Below are 19309 nucleotides of genomic sequence, written 5' to 3'. Positions count from 1 at the left end.
TAAGCGCTTCGAAAGTTCGCATGCGGGCCTGTGGCATGTCAACAGGTCAGCAAAGTATGGAGAGGTCGTTAGGGCAGCGGTGGCGTCGAAGCGCTTCGATCGGTGGCATCGTCCCGGGTCGTGGGCGACGGGCGTTCCGTCTGCGTCGGCCTGGCCGGTGAGGGCTGGGAGCCGAGCATGTCGAGGAGGACCAGGGCGTCGTACTCGGGTGTGTCCCGCTCGGCGTAGTACGTGATCAGACGGTGGCCGGGGGTGCCGTCCAGCTCCATGGACTGGTAGCCGAGGGTGAGGTCGCCGACCTCGGGGTGGTGGAAGGTCTTGCGGCCGTGGCTGTGGCCCTTGACGTCGTAGCGTTCCCACAGGCGGGCGAAGTCGGGGCTCTTGAGGAGGAGTTCACCGGCGAGCCGGGTCAGGTCGGGGGCGTCGGGGTCGGTGCCCGCGAGTGCCCTGAGCCGGGCGACGCAGCCGCGGACCTGGTTGTGCCAGTCGTCGAACAGGTCGCGGGCGGCGGGGTGGAGGAAGACGTAGCGCGCGACGTTGCGGTCCTTGGCGGGCCAGTCCTCGATACCCGCGAGCAGGCGCAGCCCGCTCGGATTGTGGGCGAGCAGGTCGTTGGTGCGGCTGACCACATGGGCGGGGTACGGGCGCATGCCCTCGAGCAGCAGCTTCACGCCGGGGCGCACCGTTCGTGACGGGGCGGCCGGCGGTTCGGGGATGCTGCGGGCGGCGCGGGCCGCCAGGCTGCGCAGATGCTCGTGCTCGCCCTCCTCCAGGCGCAGGACGCGGGCGAGGGAGTCGACGACGGACGGGCTGGGGCGGGTCTCCTTGCCGCGTTCGAGGCGGGTGTAGTAGTCGACGCTGATTCCGGCGAGTGTGGCCAGTTCCTCGCGGCGCAGCCCCGGCGTGCGCCGCACCCCGGAGCCGGCCGCGAGCCCGGCCTCGGCGGGGGTCACCTGGGCTCGGCGGGCGCGCAGGAAGCGCCCGAGCTCGGTGCCGCCGTCGACGGTGTGCTCACGATTCATGTCATCCAGTGTCACCAGGCCGTGACCTGCGCGGGAGGTGTCTGGGGGGCCCTGTCACTCCCTCGAACGGCACTCCCCGGCACAGCACGGCCTGCCACCGCAGGCCTCAGCGGCGAAGAGTGGAGGAGGCGGGAAGCGCCGTTTCCCCGCCCCGGGCCACCCCGGCCGCGCAGTGGTCCACCGGCGTCGGCCGCTCACCCCATCGGCCGGGAGCTGAGCCCGAAGCCGGCACCCCGCACCGCCACCTTCGAACGGAGCACCACCCATGAAGCACATCAAGCTCGGCGAGCTGGACGTCTCCCGCATCGGTCTGGGCGCGATGCCCATGAACGCGTTCTACACCGGCAAGGACACCGACGAGGCCGAGGGAATCCGCACCATCCACCGGGCCCTCGACCTGGGCATCACCCACATCGACACTGCCGAGGTGTACGGGCCTTTCACCAACGAGGTGCTGGTCGGCAAGGCCCTCAAGGGCCGCCGCGACCAGGTCGTCCTGGCCACGAAGTTCGGCTTCGTCTCGCACACGGGCCGCGAGGGCAACCTCGACAGCAGCCCGGCCGGCATCCGCATCGCCGTCGAGGGCTCCCTCAAGCGGCTCGGCACCGACTACATCGACCTGTACTACCAGCACCGCGTCGACCCCGAGGTTCCCATCGAGGAGACCGTCGGAGCACTCGCCGAGCTGGTCGGCGAAGGCAAGATCCGGCACATCGGGCTGTCCGAGGCCGCGCCCGCCACGATCCGCCGCGCCCACGCCGTCCACCCTGTGACCGCGCTGCAGACGGAGTACTCCCTGTGGTCGCGCGAGCCGGAGGACGAGATCCTGCCGACGACCCGGGAGCTGGGCATCGGGTTCGTGCCCTGGTCGCCGCTCGGCCACGGCTTCCTGACCGGCGCGATCCGCTCGACCGAATGGTTCGACGACGACGACTTCCGCAAGAACAACCCGCGCTTCACCCCGGGCAACTTCGAGAAGAACCTGCGCATCGCCGACGAGGTCAAGGCCGTCGCCGACGAGGCCGGCGCCACGCCGGCGCAGGTGGCCCTGGCCTGGCTGCTGGCCCAGGGCGACGACATCGCCCCGATCCCGGGCACCAAGCGGGTCGTCCACCTGGAGGACAACGCCGCCGCCGACGCGGTCGAGCTGACCGCCGAGCAGATCGAGAAGCTGAACAGGCTCACCCCTGCCACCGGTGAGCGCCTGGACGAGGCGGCCATGCAGCTGTCCAACCGCTGACCCGCCCGTCACTACTGAGCACCAGGAGAGACCTCATGCGAGCAACAGTGATGTACAGCGCCGGCGACGTCCGCGTCGAGAACGTCCCCGACCCGAAGATCCAGAACCCCACCGACGCCGTCGTCCGCGTGGCGGCCTCCTGCATCTGCGGCAGCGACCTGTGGCCGTACGCCCAGATGCCCGCCACCCCCACGGGGCGCCGTATGGGACACGAGTTCCTGGGCGTGGTCGAGGACGTCGGCTCGGAGGTGTCCGGACTCGACCGCGGTGACCTGGTGGTGGCGCCGTTCGTGTGGGCCGACAACACCTGCGACTTCTGCCGCGAGGGTCTGCACACCTCCTGCCGCCACGGCGGCCAGTGGGGCCTGGACGGCGTGGACGGCGGCCAGGGCGAGGCCGTGCGCGTGCCGCAGGCCGAGGGCACACTGGTGAAACTGCCCGTCGGTGCGGACTCCGCGCTGCTGCCCTCCCTGCTCACGCTCTCCGACGTGTACTGCACCGGCCACCACGGCGTGGTGACCTCCCGGGTCGGCCCGGGGAAATCGGTGACGGTGATCGGCGACGGAGCGGTCGGCCTGTGCGCCGTACTGGCCGCCCAGCGGCTCGGCGCCGAGCAGACCATCCTCATGGGCCGGCACAAGGACCGCACCGACCTCGGCCGCGAGTTCGGCGCCACCGACGTCGTCTCCGAGCGCGGCGAGGAAGGCATCGAGCGCGTACGGGAGCTGACCGGCGGCGACGGCACGCACGCGGTCGTGGAGGCCGTCGGCGCCGAGCAGTCGATGCACACCGCCCTCGGCATCGTCCGCGACGGCGGTGCCATCAGCCGCCTCGGCGTGCCGCAGTACACCGCCGTCCCGCTCGGCATGGACACGATCATGAAGAACGTCACCGTCACCGGTGGCGCCGCTCCGGCCCGGGCCTACATCGAGGAACTTCTCCCGGACGTACTGGAGGGGAAGGTCGAGCCGGGCCGGGTGTTCAACCGCACGGTCGGCTTCGACGCCGTTCCGGAGGGCTACCGGGCGATGGCCGACCGCGAGGCGCTCAAAGTGCTCATCCAGCCCTGACAGGTGAGCGGCCGTCAGCGTCCGCCCTCGACCGAGGATGCCACCGTCCGCTCGACCCCCGACATGTCGAGGAGGACCAGCTTGTCGTGATCGGGGGTGCCGGGTTCGGCGTAGTAGGCGATGAACCGCTGCCCCTGGGTGCCTTCGAGCTGCATGGACTGGTAGCCGGGAGTGAGGTCGCCGACCGCGGGGTGGTGGAACGTCTTGCTGCCATGGGTGTGCCAGCGCACGTCGTACCGCTCCCACAGGTCGGTGAACTCCGGGCTCTTCTTGAGGAGTTCGTCGACGAGTTCGGCCAGGTCCGGGGCGTCGGGCTCCAGGCTGTACAGCGCGCGCAGGCGGCCGACGACGGCGCGCAGCTGCTCGTCCCAGTCGTCGAACAGCGTGGTCGCGTTGGGATGGAGGAAGACGTAGCGCACCAGGTTGCGCTTGTCCGGCGGCCAGTCCGCCATGCCGGCGAACAGGCGCAGTCCGCTCGGGTTGCAGGCGAGGATGTCCATGGTGCGGCTGATCACGTACGCCGGGAAGGGCCGGAGGCTCTCCAGCATCAGCTCGGCCCCGGCCGGGACAGCCCGGGTGGACAGGGAGCCGGACTCCACGGGGGCGCTGCCCACAGCCAGGGCGACGAGCTCGCGCAGGTGCGTGTGCTCGGCCGGGTGCAGGCGCAGGGCCCGGGCGAGGGCGTCGACGACCGAGGGGCTGGGGTTGGTCTCCTTGCCGCGTTCCAGACGGATGTAGTAGTCGACGCTGACCCCGGCGAGCGTGGCCAGCTCCTCCCGGCGTAGCCCGGGGGTGCGCCGCAGTCCGGGGCCGGTGGGCAGTCCGGCCTCTTCGGGGGTGACCTGCGCGCGGTGGGCCCGCAGGAAGGTTCCCAGTTCGGTGCCGGCGTTGCCGTTCTGCCGCTCGCGTGCCATGTGCCCAGTGTGGCAGGCCGGGCGTGATGGGGCCATGAGCTGGGCTGACGCGCGGAGAGGGGCCCTGTCACACCCCCGAACGCCACTCCCCGGCACAACGCGGCCTGCCACCTCGCGCGCTCCGGGCGCAGGGTGGATCACGGATCACTCATCCGCCGATGGCCGCCGAGCCACCTCGTTCCACAAGCCGCGACCACGATCACGAGCCTGCTGCTCAGGCCCGCCCCCACCGCCGCGACGGCCGCGCCCGCCGCACCTGAGAAAGACCCCGAGAAAGAGGCGAAGCCATGACCACCACGACGGCTTGGACGGACGACGAACTCGACCGCGTCGGACATGCCGAGGAACTGCAGATCGCGTCACTACGGCGCGACGGCGGGCTCAGCAGCCGACGGACCATCTGGGTCGTACGCCTCGGCGACGACATCTACGTCCGCTCGGTCAACGGCCCCGGCTCCGACTGGTACCGCGGCACCCGCGTACGCCAGGAGGGCCGCATCCTGGCCGGCGGAGTGACCAGGGACGTCACCTTCGTCGACGCCGCCGACGACGAGGTCAACGACGCCGTCGACGCCGCCTACCGCGCCAAGTACGGCCACTACGCCGCCTACATCATCCAGGCCATCACAAGCCCCGAGGCGAGCTCCACGACCATCCGGCTCGTGCCGCGCCCGCACGGCTCCTGACCCACAGCTTCAACGGCCACGGAGCCGTCGAGGAACCACGCACACCCCGTTACCTTTTTCGTGGCCCCGCAATGGGGCGCCTGGCCCCCGGGTCCGGTATGGCTGTGTGCCCCCTGTCGTACGGATGACCTGGGGGGTGTTGCCGCCGGGCTTCGGGGCACCGCTTGACCGCTGATGAGGGGCCTGACGACCGCCTGGTCCGGCGCAATGCCGGGCCGCTTCACGGGCGGCATGTCTGCGTAACGTGGTTGCCGGCGTGTGGTGCCGCAGGGACGGCCGGGAGCTGAGGAGACGAGTGGCGAGGGGCACGCGCACATGGTCGACACGACCGCGATAGATCTCTTCCTCGGCCTGGACCTGGGCAAGGAGTTCCACCACGCCCACGGCCGGACCGCGGACGGCAGAACCGTGCACGACAAGCGGCTGCCCAACACCGAGCCGAGACTGCTGGAGCTGTTCACCAAGCTGGTGGCGAAGTTCGGCACCGTTCTGGTGATCGTGGACCAGGTCGCCAACATCGGCGCGCTGCCGTTGACGGTGGCCCGCGCGGCCGGCTGCCGGGTGGCCTACCTGCCCGGGCTGTCGATGCGGCGGGCCGCCGATCTGCACCCGGGCGAGGCCAAGACCGACGCCCGCGACGCGTTCGTGATCGCCGAGACCGCCCGCACCATGCCGCACACACTGCGCGCGGTGGACCGCGACGACGAGGTGCTGGCCGAGCTGACCATGCTCACCGGCTACGACAACGACCTGGCCGGCGAGGTCAACCGCGCCACCAACCGGCTGCGCGGCCTGCTCTCCCAGATCCACCCCTCTCTCGAGCGTGTGCTCGGCCCGCGCCTGGCCTACCCCTATGTCCAGGCCCTCCTTCAGCGCCACGGCTCCCCGGCGAGACTGAGGAAACTGGGCCGGGCCCGCTGCGAGGCCCTGCTCAAGGTGCACGGTTCGCGCAAGGCCCACCACCTGACCGCAGAGATCTTCGACGCGCTCGCCGAGCAGACCCTGGTCGTTCCGGGCACCGAGGCCAGCGCGCTGATCGTGCCAGGACTTGCCGCCCAGCTCGCCGCCGCCCACACCCAGCGCCGCCAGGCCGAGCAGGAGATCGCCGCCCTGCTGGAGGCCCTCCCTCTTTTCCACCTCTTGACGTCCCTGCCCGGCCTGGGCGTCAGGACCACGGCGGCCGTGATCGTCGCGATCGGTGACGGCACCGGCTTCCCCACCGCCGGGCACCTCGCCTCCTATGCCGGACTCGCGCCCGCCACGAAGTCCTCGGGCACCTCCATCCGCGGCGAGCACGCACCCCACCGCGGCAACCGGCTCCTCAAACGCGCCCTGTTCCAGGCCGCGTTCGCCGCGATCGGCTGCAAAGCCGACCTGTCCTCCCGGATCTACTACGACCGGCAACGCGCACGCGGCAAGACCCACACCCAGGCGATCCTCCGCCTGGCCCGCCAGCGCGTGAACGTCATCCACGCGATGATCCGCACCGGGGCCCTCTACGAAGCACGCACCCCGGGCGACGTCGACCTCGCCGCCTGACGACTCCACCGCCCTACCCTCCAGGCCCCATCACGCCCGCGTACCGGCACGGCCAATCCGGCCCTGCCGGCCACCGGGCTGCCCATCAGCCACCCGATCCGCCGGGAACACCCCGATCCGCGGGACGTTCCCGAAAACCACGATCAACCCCTACAAGCCGACCCCACCGGGGTTGACGAAACAGATAGGGGCACCCCCACGACTGGAGACAACGTGTTCACCATCAACGCTTACGGCGCGACGTCCGCGACCGAACCGCTCGTCCCCATGACCATCGAGCGCCGTGACGTCGGCCCACGCGATGTCCTCATCGAGATCAAGTACACCGGTATCTGCCACTCCGACATCCACCACACCCGCAGCGACTGGGGGCCGGTGAGCTACCCCGTCGCCCCCGGCCATGAGATCGCCGGAGTCGTCACCGCGGTCGGCTCGGAGGTCACCAAGCACGCCGTCGGCGACCGGGTCGGTGTCGGCTGCATGGTCGACTCCTGCCGCGAGTGCGACGAGTGCCGAAAGGGCGATGAGCAGTACTGCCTGAAGACACACACCTTCACCTACGGCGGCGTGGACAGGGACGGCCGACCCACCCAGGGCGGCTACGCCACACCTCACCCTGCGCGACCACGGCCGTCTCGCAGTCGCCGCCCTCACGGGCCTCGTTCACGCGGTCCTCGATTCCGTACGCGTCGACGCGCAGCAGCACGGCGGTCAGCAGCACCGCGACCGTGACGGCGAGTGCGCCCGCGCACTGCCCGCGTCGTACGACCTGCTCCGCGCGCCGGCGTGCCAGGAACCAGCCGTGGGCGATGCCGGCCGCCCACCACAGGAGCAGCAGGATCTCGCACCAGGTCTCGGCGGTGGATGCGGTGAGGTTGAGGAGCCAGCCCGTGCCGACCACGGCGAACGCGGCCGGCTTCCAGCGGCCCAGCAGCAGATAACCGATGCCGAGCAGCGAGGCGTTTCCGAGTGCCACCGCCACCGGGTCGCACGGCCTCGGGGCCCTGGGCGGCTCGGGGGGCTGCCGGTACGGGTCGTGTTCGTACGTCGGGGAGTCCATGGGCCATCACCCCTGAAGCGAAGTCGGTGCCGGGCCGCGTACGGAGAAGTAGTGGCGGCCGGCCTCGCCGCACACCATCCACAGGGCCGCCACATCGATGCCGGCGATCACGAACACCGCGAGGCTGGGCGCCCCGGAGGCCAGCGAGCCGAGGAAACCGAGGACCGTCCCGAACGCCACGAAGGACAGGCACACGATGAGCACGACGCGGACCCAGGGGCGGCGCCCCCGAGCCAGTACGACGCAGACGACCATGAGCGCCGCCAGCCCCCAGCAGAACAGCGCCACGAACCAGGCCATGCCCATCGGCATGAGCAGCTCCTGCCCGTGCTCCTGCTTGCTCTGGTTCTCCTCGATGATCGCCCAGCCGCCGAAGACAGTGCCCACCGCGTGCGCGGTGACGATCACGAGAACGAAGATGAGGACCCCGGGCATGCGCACCTTCTCGGGCACAACAGCCTGACCGGGCTGGTACGGAGAGCTCTGCATCGCGGATCACCTCACGCTTTCGTTGTCGTCCGGGGCGTGCGGCAGGTCGTAGACCCGGGCCCAGTCCACTTCGTAGACGGCGCTCTGCAGGTCGTCCCCGTGGAAGTTGTCGAGCTGGATGGTCTGGTGCATGGACGGGGCGCACTGGATGCAGTCGCGGTCCGCGTTGGCTCCGTCGGCGAAGCGGAACCACTCCTCGCCGTCGATGAAGCCGCGCAGATGGTCCGGGGTCCACTCGATGGCGACGTTGTGCCACTGCGACAGGTCCACGCCGCACTTCTGCGCGAACTCCTGCTGCACGGACACGCCCTCCGGGTGCGGGTAGTGCAGGAACGCCTCGGCGCAGCTCTCGCCCGGGGCGCCGTTCTCCAGGTAGTCGTACTCGCCGTCCTCGGGGTGCTCGTTCGAGTCCGGCCACAGAATCAGCAGCGGGTGGTACTGCCGCCCGTTGTCGGGGGCGGTGGCCCGGGAGCGTACGCGGGCCTCCCACCGGCCGTACTGCCGGCCGTACGGCGAGGCGAGCCAGCCGGTGTCGCCGTTCGCCTCGCCGGTCATGCGCAGTACGTCGCCGACGACCCGGGTGTTGACGTCGCAGCGGCGGCCGTTGTCGCTGTGGCCGGGCCAGCACTTGCCGGGGCCGCCGCCCGCCAGGCGCCACTTGTCGCGGTCGGGTATGGCGGGGTCGGCCTCGGAGCCGTAGTCGAACTCGTCCGACCACTCGGGCAGCGGGGCGCCCCAGCCGTACCGTTCGGCGGCGGTCGTCGGAGCGGCGGGGGTGGCGCTCACCGCGGTCGCCGTAAGCGTCGCCGCGAGTGCCGCCGCGCCGAACCCCACGGCGAGGTGCCGGGCGCGAAGTCGTCCGTACATGACTCCCCTTCAGCTGCCGTGCCTTGCGGACAAGGGGGCGGTCCGAGCCCTCCCCTCGCGGGGCTCCGACCGCGCCGTGGCCCGTCCTGGCCACGTCCCTCAGCCAGTCGACCGCCGTACGCCGTTGTTCGGCAGGTCCTCTCCCGGCACCGAACAACCCGCGAACCGAACGAGCTGGTAGGGAGGAAGCGTGAGGATCGAGTGAACTCCCGTGTCATGCCTGCCGATACCCGGAAGTTCGATTGCGGCCGTCCCTGCAACTCCCTACCGTGGGCGCCCGAGTGGACCCGCTGGGTAATGGCTTGTCGACGACAAGGTGGACGAGGGGAGAGCGGGCACGTGTCGGCACAAACAGGACCGGGGCGCACCGAGGGCGAGCTGGATCCGGAGGCCGGACCGGTGCCGCGGTTCGCCGCCGAACTGCGCGCGCTGCGCGAGTCCGCGGGGAGACCCACATACCGGGCGATGGCCCAGCGGGCGCGCTACGGGGTGACCACCCTGTCGCAGGCGGCGGCCGGGAAACAGCTGCCCACCCGTGCGGTGACGCTCGCCTACGTCAAGGCGTGCGGCGGCGACGTGATCGAGTGGGAGCGGCGCTGGCGCGAGGCGTCGGCCGAGTTGGCCGCCGAGACCGCCGACGACGAGACCTCCCGGCCGCCGTACCGCGGCCTGACCCGGTTCGAACCAGGCGACGCCGAACTGTTCTTCGGCCGCGACCAGCTCGTGGAGCGGCTGATCGAGCTGAACCGCAAGCACCGCTTCACCGCCGTCTTCGGCCCCTCCGGCAGTGGCAAGTCCTCCCTGCTGCGCGCGGGGTTGATCCCGCGGCTGCGCACCCCGCGCGACGGCGAAGGCGCCGGAGACCGTGACACCACGCCCGCGGCCGTACGCATCCTCACGCCGGGTGCGGACCCGCTGCGCGCACACGCCGACCGGCTCCTGCCCGTACCCGGCACCGAAGCCGACACCTGGCTGATCGTCGACCAGTTCGAGGAGCTGTACACCCTCGGCGCCGACCCGGCCGACCGGGACACCTTCATCGACCGCCTCGTCGCCGCCACCGACGCCGACAGCCGGCTGCGCGTCGTCATCGCGGTGCGGGCCGACTTCCTCGGCCGCTGCGCCGAACACCCCGGCCTCACCGCCGCTTTGCAGGACGCCACGCTGCTCGCCGGGCCGATGAGCCGCGCGGAGCTGCGGGAGGCCATCGTCCGCCCGGCCGCCGCGGCCGGCCTGATCGTCGAACGCGCCCTGACCGACCGCCTCCTGGACGAGGTCGAGGACGCCCCGGGCGGACTGCCGCTGATGTCGCACGCCCTGCTGGAGACCTGGCGCCACCGCAGCGGCCGCGTCCTGACCGAGAGTGCGTATGAGGCAGCCGGCGAACTGCACGGCGCCGTCGTCCGTACGGCCGAGCAGGTGTACGGCGAACTCACCGCGGCGCAGGCGAAGTTGGCCCGCCGTATCCTGCTCCGCCTCGTTGCCCCCGGTGACGGCACACCTGACACGCGTCGGCCCACCGAGCACGCGGAACTCGACTTCGGCAGCCCCGCCGACACCCGAGTGGTACTGGAACGCCTGGTCCGCGCCCGCCTCATCACCTTCGACGACGGCACCGTCGACCTCGCCCACGAAGCCCTCATCACCGCCTGGCCCCGGCTGCGCGCATGGATCGACGCCGAGCGCGACCGGCTGCGCGTCCACCGCTCGCTCTCCGAGGCCGCCCGCACATGGGAGGCGCTCGGCCGGGAGAACGCCGCGCTCTACGCCGGCTCCCGTCTGCACGCCGCCCGCGACGCCTTCCCGCAGGACGCCGCACGGGAGAACCACCGCAGCGAGGAACTCACCCCGCTGGAGCGGCAGTTCCTCACCGCCTCGATCCGGCGCCGGCGCCGCGCCGCGCGACTGCGCCGTACGGTCGTGGCCGTACTCGCCGTGCTCGTGCTGCTCGCCACCGGCACCGCCGTCGTCGCCCTCCAGGCGCGCGCCACCGCGCAGGCCGAGCGGGACGAGGCCGTCTTCGGCCGCCTCACCGCCGAGGCCGACAGTGTCCGCGAGACCGACGCCGGGCTGGCCGCCCGGCTCGACGTCGCCGCGCACCGCATGCGCTCCACCCCGGACCTGCGGACCCGGCTGGCCTCGGACGCGGGCCGGGTGCTGGCCACCCGGCTGCCCGGCCACGACGGTGTCGGCAGCGCCGTGGCGTACGCGCCCGACGGCCGCACCCTCGCCAGCGGCGGCCACGACGGCACGGTCCGGCTGTGGGACACCGACACGGGGAGACCGCTGGGCGAACCGCTGCGCCTCCGTACGGGACCGGTCGGCGCGGTCGCCTTCTCTCCGCAGGACGGCGACCTGCTGGTGGCCACGGGGAAAGGCGGCGGCATCCAACTGTGGGACGGACGCGACCGGGAGCGGCCCCGCCCCGTCGGCCGGCCGCTGGTGAGTCACGACGAGGAGAACGTCGTCTCCGTCGCGTTCGCCCCCGGCGGCCGGACGCTGGCCACCGCAGGCGACGACGGGACCGTACGGCTGTGGGACCTGAGCGACCCGGCCCGCCCCGCGCCGCTCGGCGAGCCCGCCGAGGCCGACGAGTCCGAGGCCGGCAGCGTCCGCGCCGTCGCCTTCGCCCCGGACGGGGACACCCTGGCCACGGCCGGCTTCGACGGGACCGTACGGATGTGGCGGTTCAGCGCCGACGACGGCATCGCACCGCTCGGCAAGCCGCTGCGCGAACACACCGCCTCCGTCTGGGCGTTGGCCTTCTCCCCGGACGGGCGGACGCTGGCCACGGCCGGCTTCGACGAGACCGTACGGCTGTGGGACGCGTCCGACCCGGGCCGCCTCGAGCCGCTGGGTGAACCGCTCACCGAGCACACCGCGCCCGTCATGTCGGTGGCGTTCAGTCCGGACGGCGAGACCCTGGCGAGCGCGGGCGAGGACGACGCGCCGATCCTGTGGAACGTGGCCAACCCCGCATACCCGCAGCAGCTCGGGGAGCCCCTGACCGGCCACACGGAGGCCGTGTGGGAGGTGGCCTTCAGCCGCGACGGCCGTACCCTCGCCAGCACCGCCGCCGACGGCAGCGTCCGCCTCTGGCACCGGCCGCCGACCGTCCTCACCGACTTCACCAACCCGCTGACCGCAGTCGCCTACAGCCCCGACGGCCGCCTGCTCGCCGCCGCCAGTACCGACGACGCACTGATCCGCCTGTGGGACGTGGCCGATCCGGGCAACCCGCGCCGCCTCCTGCGCACGCTCACCGGCCACGAGGACGAGGTGCTGGCCGTCGCCTTCGCGCCGGACGGCCGTACGGTGGTCAGCGGCTCGCAGGACGGCACCGTACGGCTGTGGGACGTCTCCGCGCCCGAACGTCCCGCCCCGCTCGGCGCACCGCTGGACGCGCACGACGGCGGCGCCCTCGCCGTCGCCTTCGCCCCGGACGGCCGCACGCTGGCCACCGGCGGGGAGGACGACACGGTGCGGCTGTGGGACGTACGGCGACCGGACCACGCACGGCCGCTCGGCGCACCGCTGCACGGCCACGCGGACGCCGTCACCTCCGTGGCCTTCGCACGGGACGGCCGCACCCTGGCCACCGGCAGCGAGGACGCCACGGCCCGGCTGTGGCACGTGGGCGACGAGGCGCAGGCGCGGCCCGAGGGTGCCGCCCTCACCGGGCACGACGAACCGGTCAACGCGGTGGCCTTCGCCCCGGACGGGAAGACGCTGGCAACGGGCAGCGACGACCGTACGGTGCGACTGTGGGACGTACAACAGGCGGACCGCCCCCTGCCGTTGGGGGAGGAGCTGGCCGGGCACCGTGCGCCGGTCAGGTCCGTGGCCTTCGCCCCGGACGGGAAGACGCTGGCGACCGGCAGCGGCGACCACACGGTCCGCCTGTGGGACGTGGCCGACCCGGTCCGTGCCGAGCCCTACGGCCAGCAACTCACCGGCCATGTCGACACCGTCACCTCGGTCGCGTTCAGCCCGGAAGGCGACGCCCTCACCTCCGTCGGCTACGACCTGACGGCCCGGGTGTGGACCCTGCACGCCGACCGCGCGGCGGACTACGTCTGCGCCCGCACCGGCGGCGTCCTCACCCGCGCCGAATGGGAGGAGCACCTGCCGCGACTCGGGTACCGGGAGGTGTGCGAGGGGCGTTAGGGGCGCTCAGGGGATGGTGAACTTCACCACGGCGCCGTCCTCGTTCAGCGCGACGACGGTCGCCTTCAGATCGTCGCCGAACCTGGCCTCACTGCCCTGGCCGCCGAGGTTCATGATGGCGCTCGGCGTCTGGAAGGTGACGGAGCCGTCCCCCGCGGTGACATGCACGCTCACCCCGTTCGCCGTGATGTCCACGGCAGAGGTCACCAGGATCTCGCACTTGCCGTCCGAGCACGCGTCGGTGTTCCTGCCGTCCGCCGCCTTGGGCAGCGGGCCGGTGGGCGTGGGCGAGGCCGCCTCCTCGTCGGGATTCCAGCCCGGGGCGCACTGCTCGGCGCGCTGGTACGCGGCCGCGAGCTGCGGATCCTTCTTCGTCAGCGCGAGCAGATCCGGCTGGGGCGGGGTGAGGGACTGGACGCCCTCGGCGTCGTCGACGGCATCGATCGGGGACACCTCGTCGAGGTGGTCCGCGACGCCCTTCACCTTCTTCAGCAAGGCGTTGCGCAGCCGGTCGGCCGCGGAAACGCCCGACGGGTCGAGCTCCGTCAGGGCGCTCTCCACGTCGTCCACCGCCAGCGGTGTCCGGGAGAGGTAGCTGACGGCGAAGAACTGGGCGTCCGAACCGACCTCGTCCGGGTTCCGGATCTGCTTCAGATCCGCCGCGCTCTCCGCCCGGAGGTCTTTGAGCGCGCTCGTCTGCACACACATGTCGCCGACCCACTTGACCAGTTCCTTGGACGGCGGCCGGGTCGGCGTCGGCTCGGCCGACGCCCTGCCCGACGCGTCGGCCTTCTCGTCCGTCCCGCCGCCGCAGCCGCCGACGGCCAGTACCAGCCCGGCGGCCACGACGGCGACGCTCCCTCTCCTGAACATTCAAGGACCTCTCTCCGTGCTGTGATCCCGACGTCTTCGCGGTGCGGATGCCGCCACCGTGGGCCCAGTTCAACGCGGCACGGATTGTTCAATCACCCGGTCCGCAGCGGTGAACAACACTGCGGAGGGCGGTGACCAGGCGGCTGCGGTCGCCGGCGCGGGTGGCAAGGACGGCGTGCGCCGGCTCGACTCCTTCGAGGGGGATCGTGGTCACGTCCGGGCGGTTGTAGGTGGCCATGGCTTCGGCGGGTGTGATGGCGTCGCTGGCGGCCACGAGTTCGAGTTTGTCCTCCACCGTCTCCACCAGCGGCCCGTCGGGTGCACGGCGGCCGTCGGGCGCCCCCACAGACCTCGGCGCGCAGGTGGCCCACGCCGACGTACGGGATGCTGCCGCGCTGACCGAAGCCTTCACCGGCGCCTAGCATGTCACACAGTGGCAAAGCTTTGATATGCTGATCACAGCGTTCCCGGGTGCCGTGGACACAACCTCCGCGATAGGTGTCCGGAACGCAACCCCTGCGACTAGAGCCCGCAGGTGCAGCGACCGGGCGCCACGCAATCCCCCGATGGGTGGCGCCCGGGCGCATTCATCGCCCGGCTACGGGCACCGGGCACAGCGTGCCGCTGCGCCGCCGTGTCGGCGAGGCGCCTAGGAACGCTTGGCGCGGTACAGGCCCCGGCCGGTCCGCTCGATACGGGAAGCACCGACAAGACGGTCGAGGGTGCTGCGGACGCCGTTGATGCTTCCGCTGTCGGAGTCACGACCGAGCGCCGCGGCAACATCACGGGCCCGGACGTCGACATCACCGACGTTGGCGAAGTACTCCATGATCTGTTCGGTGAGCTTGCCGTATTTCTTCTGCCCGACCGTGACGGTGCCGACGGCAACAGGACGTTCCGCCTCCTTGCCGCTCTCCGGCTTCCGGGGCCGGGGCGCGGACTTCGGTGTGGCGTCTGCGGACTCGGCGGAGGCACGGTCGGTCTGCGGTTCGCCGGGCGTCGCAGCCTGGCCCCGTTGCGCAGCTGCAGCGTCCGCCGTACCCGTCGGGGCCGCAGCAGCCCGGTCGAGCATCAGGGTCTCGAGGGCGCTGAGGGCTCGCTGTACCGAGCCGAGATGCGCCACGACCGCCGCCAGCTCCCTTTCCAGCGCCTGCTTCTGGACCTGCAGGCGGGCCAGCTCCTCCTGCAGGCTCTCAGCGGTGACCTCAATGTTGTGCGCCGCGTGAGTTACAGAGACCATGTGTTCCTCTCATCTCAACCCCTCGTGCCGCGCCCCGGCTCACGTGCGGTGCCGCTCAGACTGAACGCGGGAATGGGTCCCCCCTCGACATCATATGCAGTGCCCCGTTCGTCATGTAGACAGGTCACTGTGCCGCCCGCGGGCATTATTGCCACTGTTCGCGGAGAAGGACCGGGTATGGAAACACGGGAGTGCCGGAGCCGTTGCTCAGGCGGACCCGTGGGTGCCGTAGCGGAGTCCGTCGACGAGCAGGGCGATCATGCGCTGCGTGTGGCCGTTGTCGTCCTCCTGGGCGGGCAGGGTCAGGTTGCCCACGGCGCGCAGCAGGTCCTCGGGATCGATGTCGGAGCGGATCTGGCCGGCTTTCGCCGCAGTGTCGAGGAGCGCGCCGAGGACAGGCACGAAGCGCTGCTGGAAGTAGGAGGGCAGGCTGTCGTAGGCCGGGTCTCCCGAGTGCAGGGCGGCGCTGAGGCCGCGCTTCGTGGCGATGAAGGCCGCGAAACGCTGCAGCCACCGGGCGAGCGCGTCGACCGGTTCATGCTGGGCCACAAGGGAGGGGGCGGCGTCGGCGCAGGCGTCGACTTCATGACGGAAGACCGCGGCGATGAGGTCCGAGCGCTGCGGGAAGTGCCGGTAGAGGGTGCCTGCTCCCACGCCCGCCTTGGCGGTGATCTGTCGCACGGGGGCGTCCACGCCGGAGGTGGCGAACACCTCGGCAGCCGCGGTGAGCAGCGTGTCGATGCTGCGCTGCGCGTCGGCGCGCATGCGCTGGCGGGGCCGCCCCCCGTCCGCCGGGCCGTCGCTCATGGTGCACTCCTCTTGCTAACCGGAACAGCGTTCCGTATCGTCGTAACGGAACGCTGTTCCGCTTAAGCAAGCGTATCGCGCTGCTGCGCACCGGCCAACGCACGAGGAGAACCAATGAGGTACCGCACGCTGGGCCGAACCGGCATCAAGGTCAGCCCGTACTGCCTGGGCGCGATGATGTTCGGCGCCATGGGCAACCCCGACCACGACGACTCCATACGGATCATCCACAAGGCGCTGGACGCGGGCATCAACTTCGTCGACACCGCCGACGCCTACTCACGCGGCGAGTCCGAGGAGATCGTCGGGAAAGCCCTCAAGGGCCGCCGGGACAATGTCGTGCTGGCCACCAAGGCCCACCTCCCGATGGGAGACGACCCCAACCAGCAGGGCAACTCGCGGCGCTGGCTGGTCCGCGCGCTGGAGGACTCCCTGCGCCGCCTGGGCACCGACCACGTCGATCTGTTCCAGATCCACCGGCCCGCACCGGACACCGACGTGGAAGAGACCCTCTCAGCCCTCACCGACCTCGTGCGCGCGGGCAAGGTCCGGGCCATCGGCAGCTCGACCTTTCCCGCCTCGGACATCGTCGAGGCGCAGTGGGTCGCCGAGCGGCGCGGCCTGGTGCGGTTCCGCACCGAGCAGCCGCCGTACTCGATCCTCAACCGCAGCATCGAGCGCGAGGTACTGCCCGTCTGCGAGCGGTACGGCATGGGCGCCATGGTCTGGAGCCCTCTTGCCGGGGGTCTGCTCACCGGCCGCTACCGCAAGGGCCGACAGACCGACAGCCACCGGGCCCGCTTCGGTTTCCAGCACATGAGCGACGAGCGGCGGCTCGACGCTGTCGAACAGCTCATCCCCCTCGCCCAGAAGGCCGGGATGTCGCTGACGCACCTGGCGATGGCCTTCGCGATCTCCCATCCCGGCGTCACCTCCGCGATCATCGGACCGCGCACCATGGACCACCTCGACGACCTCCTCGCCGGCGCCGAGACCACCCTGACCGACGAAATCCTCGACCAGATCGACGCGATCGTGCCGCCCGGCACCGACATCGGGACGCTCGACACGGCCTACAACACACCCGCCATCCAGCAGACCGCGCTGCGCCGCCGACCCGACGAGCGCTCCGCCACCTGACCATCCACAGGCATGGTCCCCTTCAGCGCCACGCGGAACTCGGCTGCGTGTCACACGTACGCCGGTTATCCGGTCTCAGCTGACAGCCCCAGCAACTCTTTGTACAGCCGAGAAGGACCATGATTGAAATGTATTGGCGCGAACGGGCAGCATGCCTGCACGAAGACCCCGATCTGTTCTTCCCCATAGGAAACACCGGTCCGACGCTTGAGCAGATCGACGAAGCGAAGGCCGTGTGCCGTTGCCCTGTCGTGGAGCAGTGCCTCGACTGGGCCATACAGGTGGGGCAGGTGGAAGGCATCTGGGGCGGCATGACGGACAGCGAACGCCGCGCGGTGAGGCGGCGTCAGGCCCGTCAGACCAAGAACACGGTCACAACGGCGACGTGACGGTTCCCAGCACCTCCACCGACACGGTCGAAGTCCGAGCCTTGCACACCGGCGCACCCCAAAGGGCGGGGCGGCAAAGATGCCGCCCCGCCCGTTCGTCGTCACCTGCCACCAACCTCCGGTGAGCGCCCCTCAACTGGGGGAGAGCCGCTGCAGAACGTTGGAGATGGTTCTGATCCGTTCGTTGAGGTCTATGAGTTCCTGGTGAAGCTCGTTGACACGGGTCTGCAGTTCGGTGGCTTCAGCGGCCAGCGACACGACTGTGCCCGCGATGTCGATGCGGTTCTCAGCGGCTCGGGTCATTGTGTGCCCAGCTGTACAGCGGAGATGTCGAACATCAGCTTCACCTTGTCGCTGATCAGAACCCCACCTGTTGTCAGGGCCGTGTTCCAGTCAAGTCCCCAGTCGGAGCGCTGCAGGGTGGCCGTACCCCCGAAGCCGATGCGGTTCTGGCCGTAGGAGTCCTGGCTCGCTCCACCGAACTCGAGGTCGATGTGAACGGGCAGCTCCACGTCCTTGATCCGGAGGTATCCCGCCATGCGGAACCGGTCGTCACCGGCATCGAGGATTCCGGTGGAGTGGAAGCTCATCAGAGGGAACGCCGCTGAGTCGAGGAAGTCGGGGCCGGTGACATGTGCGTCCCGCTCAGCAAAACCCGTGTCCACACTGCCGGTCTGGACACTGAGGTAGGCCTTGGACCGCGTGGGATGGGCTCCATCGAGCTTGAGGAGCCCTTCGAAGGCGGTGAATTTCCCTCGCACGTTGGTGATCATGGCGTGCCGGACGGAGAATCCGATCGTGCTGTGGACCGGGTCAATGGAGTAGACACCGGTCAGCCCTTCATAGGGCGCGGCATCCGGAACAGTGGTTTCCTTGCGGATGAACATGGCGAGCCGGTTCCTTGGTGCATGGATCTCAGACAGGGGCGAATTCCGGCACACTGCGGCAAGGAATGCCGACGCAGTGGCTGTGTATGAGGCGGAGTGAACCTGCGGCCGGAATGCAGGGGGCCCCTGCCGGCCGGACGCCGGAATGCAGGGGCCCCCTGCAGGACTTACTGCTGCTGTGCGAGCCAGTCGGCGAACTTGGTCTCGGCGATGTGCGCGTCCGGACCCGGCAGGAGCGTGGTCTCCTGCAGCTGGGCACCGGAGTACGGGGCGTGCGGGTCCGTGACGACCGTGCGGGGGTCGTTCTTGGCGGTGAGTGCCTTGCGGATCAGCTCGTCGAGCTGGAACACGTCGGGGCCCGCGACCTCCACCACGCCGTTGACGGGCGTGCCGACCGCAGTGCGGCCGACGGCCGCGGCCACGTCGTCGGAGTAGATGGGCTGGATCTTGGCAGAGGACAGACGCACGGTGTCGCCCTCGGTCGAGATGTCCGCGATCCCCTTGACGAACTCGAAGAACTGGGTGGCGTGGACGATGGAGTAGGGCATGTCGGACTCCTTGATCAGGTCTTCCTGGGCCTGCTTGGCCCGGAAGTACCCGCTCTCCAGGAGACGGTCGGTGCCGACCACGGACAGCGCCACGTGATGCGTCACGCCGGCCTCGGCCTCCGCCTTGAGGAGGTTGGCCGTGGAGGTGCGGAAGAAGTTCATGACGGCCTCGTCCTCCCACGAGGGGGAGTTGGACACGTCGACCACGACCGACGCGCCCTTCAGGACCTCGGCCAGACCCTCGCCAGTCAGAGTGTTGACGCCGGTGTTGGGTGCGGCCGCGACCGCCTCGTGCCCGTGCTCATTGAGCTTTCCGACCAGCTTCGAGCCGATGAGCCCGGTTCCACCGATCACTACGACCTTCATAACGG

The 19309-nt window shown here is 70.8% G+C and carries 19 protein-coding genes and 1 pseudogene; 8 read left to right on the top strand and 12 right to left on the bottom strand.

The genetic code is table 11. The annotated features are described in order from the left end of the window. Positions 1 to 68: 68 nt before the first annotated feature. Positions 69 to 1022, bottom strand: coding sequence for a helix-turn-helix transcriptional regulator (locus ACKTSN_RS04170; protein ID WP_409467824.1), 954 nt, complete (start codon positions 1020 to 1022; stop codon positions 69 to 71). A gap of 265 nt (positions 1023 to 1287) precedes the next feature. On the opposite strand from ACKTSN_RS04170, the gene ACKTSN_RS04165 reads away from it, so the two are divergent. Both ACKTSN_RS04165 and ACKTSN_RS04160 read left to right on the top strand, forming a co-directional pair. After that, complete coding sequence (locus ACKTSN_RS04165; protein WP_409467823.1) at positions 1288 to 2262, top strand: aldo/keto reductase; 975 nt, start codon at positions 1288 to 1290, stop codon at positions 2260 to 2262. A 35-nt stretch (positions 2263 to 2297) separates the two neighbouring features. After that, on the top strand, positions 2298 to 3332 hold the full coding sequence (locus ACKTSN_RS04160; RefSeq protein ID WP_409467822.1) for a zinc-binding dehydrogenase: 1035 nt from the start codon (positions 2298 to 2300) through the stop codon (positions 3330 to 3332). A gap of 14 nt (positions 3333 to 3346) precedes the next feature. Here the strand turns inward: ACKTSN_RS04160 and ACKTSN_RS04155 are convergent, their stop codons facing one another. After that, entirely contained in the window at positions 3347 to 4246 is a 900-nt protein-coding gene (locus ACKTSN_RS04155; RefSeq protein WP_409467821.1) for a helix-turn-helix domain-containing protein, read from the bottom strand. A gap of 287 nt (positions 4247 to 4533) precedes the next feature. Here ACKTSN_RS04155 and ACKTSN_RS04150 point away from each other — a divergent pair, with 287 nt between their 5' ends. The 3 genes and pseudogenes from ACKTSN_RS04150 to ACKTSN_RS04140 form a co-directional block, all read left to right on the top strand. Next, entirely contained in the window at positions 4534 to 4932 is a 399-nt protein-coding gene (locus ACKTSN_RS04150) for a DUF2255 family protein (protein WP_409467820.1), read from the top strand. Positions 4933 to 5247: 315 nt separating this feature from the next. Further along, positions 5248 to 6471, top strand: a complete 1224-nt coding sequence (locus ACKTSN_RS04145) for an IS110 family transposase (protein ID WP_409467819.1) — start codon at positions 5248 to 5250, stop codon at positions 6469 to 6471. 267 nt (positions 6472 to 6738) lie between these two features. Beyond that, positions 6739 to 7077: pseudogene (locus tag ACKTSN_RS04140) on the top strand (alcohol dehydrogenase catalytic domain-containing protein); the annotation flags it as partial. Here the strand turns inward: ACKTSN_RS04140 and ACKTSN_RS04135 are convergent. The 3 genes from ACKTSN_RS04135 to ACKTSN_RS04125 are packed head-to-tail and all read right to left on the bottom strand — an operon-like array spanning position 7025 to position 8887. Continuing rightward, positions 7025 to 7531 carry a hypothetical protein gene (locus tag ACKTSN_RS04135; RefSeq protein ID WP_409475117.1) on the bottom strand — a complete coding sequence of 169 codons (507 nt, stop codon included), beginning with the start codon at positions 7529 to 7531 and terminating at the stop codon, positions 7025 to 7027. The pseudogene ACKTSN_RS04140 and the gene ACKTSN_RS04135 overlap by 53 nt on opposite strands. A gap of 6 nt (positions 7532 to 7537) precedes the next feature. Next, the gene (locus ACKTSN_RS04130) at positions 7538 to 8020 is read right to left on the bottom strand and encodes a hypothetical protein (protein ID WP_409467818.1); all 483 of its coding nucleotides are present in this window, start codon (positions 8018 to 8020) and stop codon (positions 7538 to 7540) included. Positions 8021 to 8026: 6 nt separating this feature from the next. Then, on the bottom strand, positions 8027 to 8887 hold the full coding sequence (locus ACKTSN_RS04125) for a glycoside hydrolase family 16 protein (protein WP_409467817.1): 861 nt from the start codon (positions 8885 to 8887) through the stop codon (positions 8027 to 8029). A gap of 339 nt (positions 8888 to 9226) precedes the next feature. Here ACKTSN_RS04125 and ACKTSN_RS04120 point away from each other — a divergent pair, with 339 nt between their 5' ends. After that, complete coding sequence (locus tag ACKTSN_RS04120) at positions 9227 to 13054, top strand: WD40 repeat domain-containing protein (RefSeq protein ID WP_409467816.1); 3828 nt, start codon at positions 9227 to 9229, stop codon at positions 13052 to 13054. 6 nt (positions 13055 to 13060) lie between these two features. Here ACKTSN_RS04120 and ACKTSN_RS04115 read toward each other — a convergent pair whose 3' ends face one another. The 4 genes from ACKTSN_RS04115 to ACKTSN_RS04100 all read right to left on the bottom strand — a co-directional run bounded on the left by ACKTSN_RS04115 (position 13061) and on the right by ACKTSN_RS04100 (position 15974). After that, positions 13061 to 13900, bottom strand: coding sequence for a hypothetical protein (locus tag ACKTSN_RS04115; protein WP_409467815.1), 840 nt, complete (start codon positions 13898 to 13900; stop codon positions 13061 to 13063). 115 nt (positions 13901 to 14015) lie between these two features. Further along, entirely contained in the window at positions 14016 to 14339 is a 324-nt protein-coding gene (locus ACKTSN_RS04110) for a hypothetical protein (protein WP_409467814.1), read from the bottom strand. Between the two features lie 237 nt (positions 14340 to 14576). Continuing rightward, positions 14577 to 15167 carry a hypothetical protein gene (locus ACKTSN_RS04105; RefSeq protein ID WP_409467813.1) on the bottom strand — a complete coding sequence of 197 codons (591 nt, stop codon included), beginning with the start codon at positions 15165 to 15167 and terminating at the stop codon, positions 14577 to 14579. A 207-nt stretch (positions 15168 to 15374) separates the two neighbouring features. Beyond that, positions 15375 to 15974 (bottom strand): TetR/AcrR family transcriptional regulator, encoded by a 600-nt coding sequence (locus tag ACKTSN_RS04100; protein WP_409467812.1) that lies wholly within the window; start codon positions 15972 to 15974, stop codon positions 15375 to 15377. A gap of 114 nt (positions 15975 to 16088) precedes the next feature. Between ACKTSN_RS04100 and ACKTSN_RS04095 the strand changes: the two genes are divergently transcribed. Then, positions 16089 to 17114 carry an aldo/keto reductase gene (locus ACKTSN_RS04095; RefSeq protein ID WP_409467811.1) on the top strand — a complete coding sequence of 342 codons (1026 nt, stop codon included), beginning with the start codon at positions 16089 to 16091 and terminating at the stop codon, positions 17112 to 17114. Positions 17115 to 17242: 128 nt separating this feature from the next. Continuing rightward, positions 17243 to 17503 (top strand): WhiB family transcriptional regulator, encoded by a 261-nt coding sequence (locus tag ACKTSN_RS04090; protein WP_409474736.1) that lies wholly within the window; start codon positions 17243 to 17245, stop codon positions 17501 to 17503. 132 nt (positions 17504 to 17635) lie between these two features. On the opposite strand, the gene ACKTSN_RS04085 is transcribed toward ACKTSN_RS04090, so the two are convergent. The 3 genes from ACKTSN_RS04085 to ACKTSN_RS04075 form a co-directional block, all read right to left on the bottom strand. Next, a complete protein-coding gene (locus tag ACKTSN_RS04085; protein WP_409467810.1) occupies positions 17636 to 17806 on the bottom strand; it encodes a hypothetical protein in 171 nt (56 codons plus the stop codon). After that, positions 17803 to 18390, bottom strand: a complete 588-nt coding sequence (locus tag ACKTSN_RS04080; protein ID WP_409467809.1) for a YceI family protein — start codon at positions 18388 to 18390, stop codon at positions 17803 to 17805. The genes ACKTSN_RS04085 and ACKTSN_RS04080 overlap by 4 nt, the downstream gene beginning before the upstream one ends. 167 nt (positions 18391 to 18557) lie before the next feature. Beyond that, the gene (locus ACKTSN_RS04075; RefSeq protein WP_409467808.1) at positions 18558 to 19304 is read right to left on the bottom strand and encodes an SDR family oxidoreductase; all 747 of its coding nucleotides are present in this window, start codon (positions 19302 to 19304) and stop codon (positions 18558 to 18560) included. Between the last annotated feature and the right edge of the window lie 5 nt (positions 19305 to 19309).

Origin of the sequence: Streptomyces flavusporus (assembly GCF_046267975.1) — a bacterium.
GTDB classification, from domain to species: Bacteria; Actinomycetota; Actinomycetes; order Streptomycetales; family Streptomycetaceae; genus Streptomyces; species Streptomyces flavusporus.
Note: the sequence above shows the minus strand (reverse complement) of the source record. Positions and strands in the feature narration are given on the sequence as shown.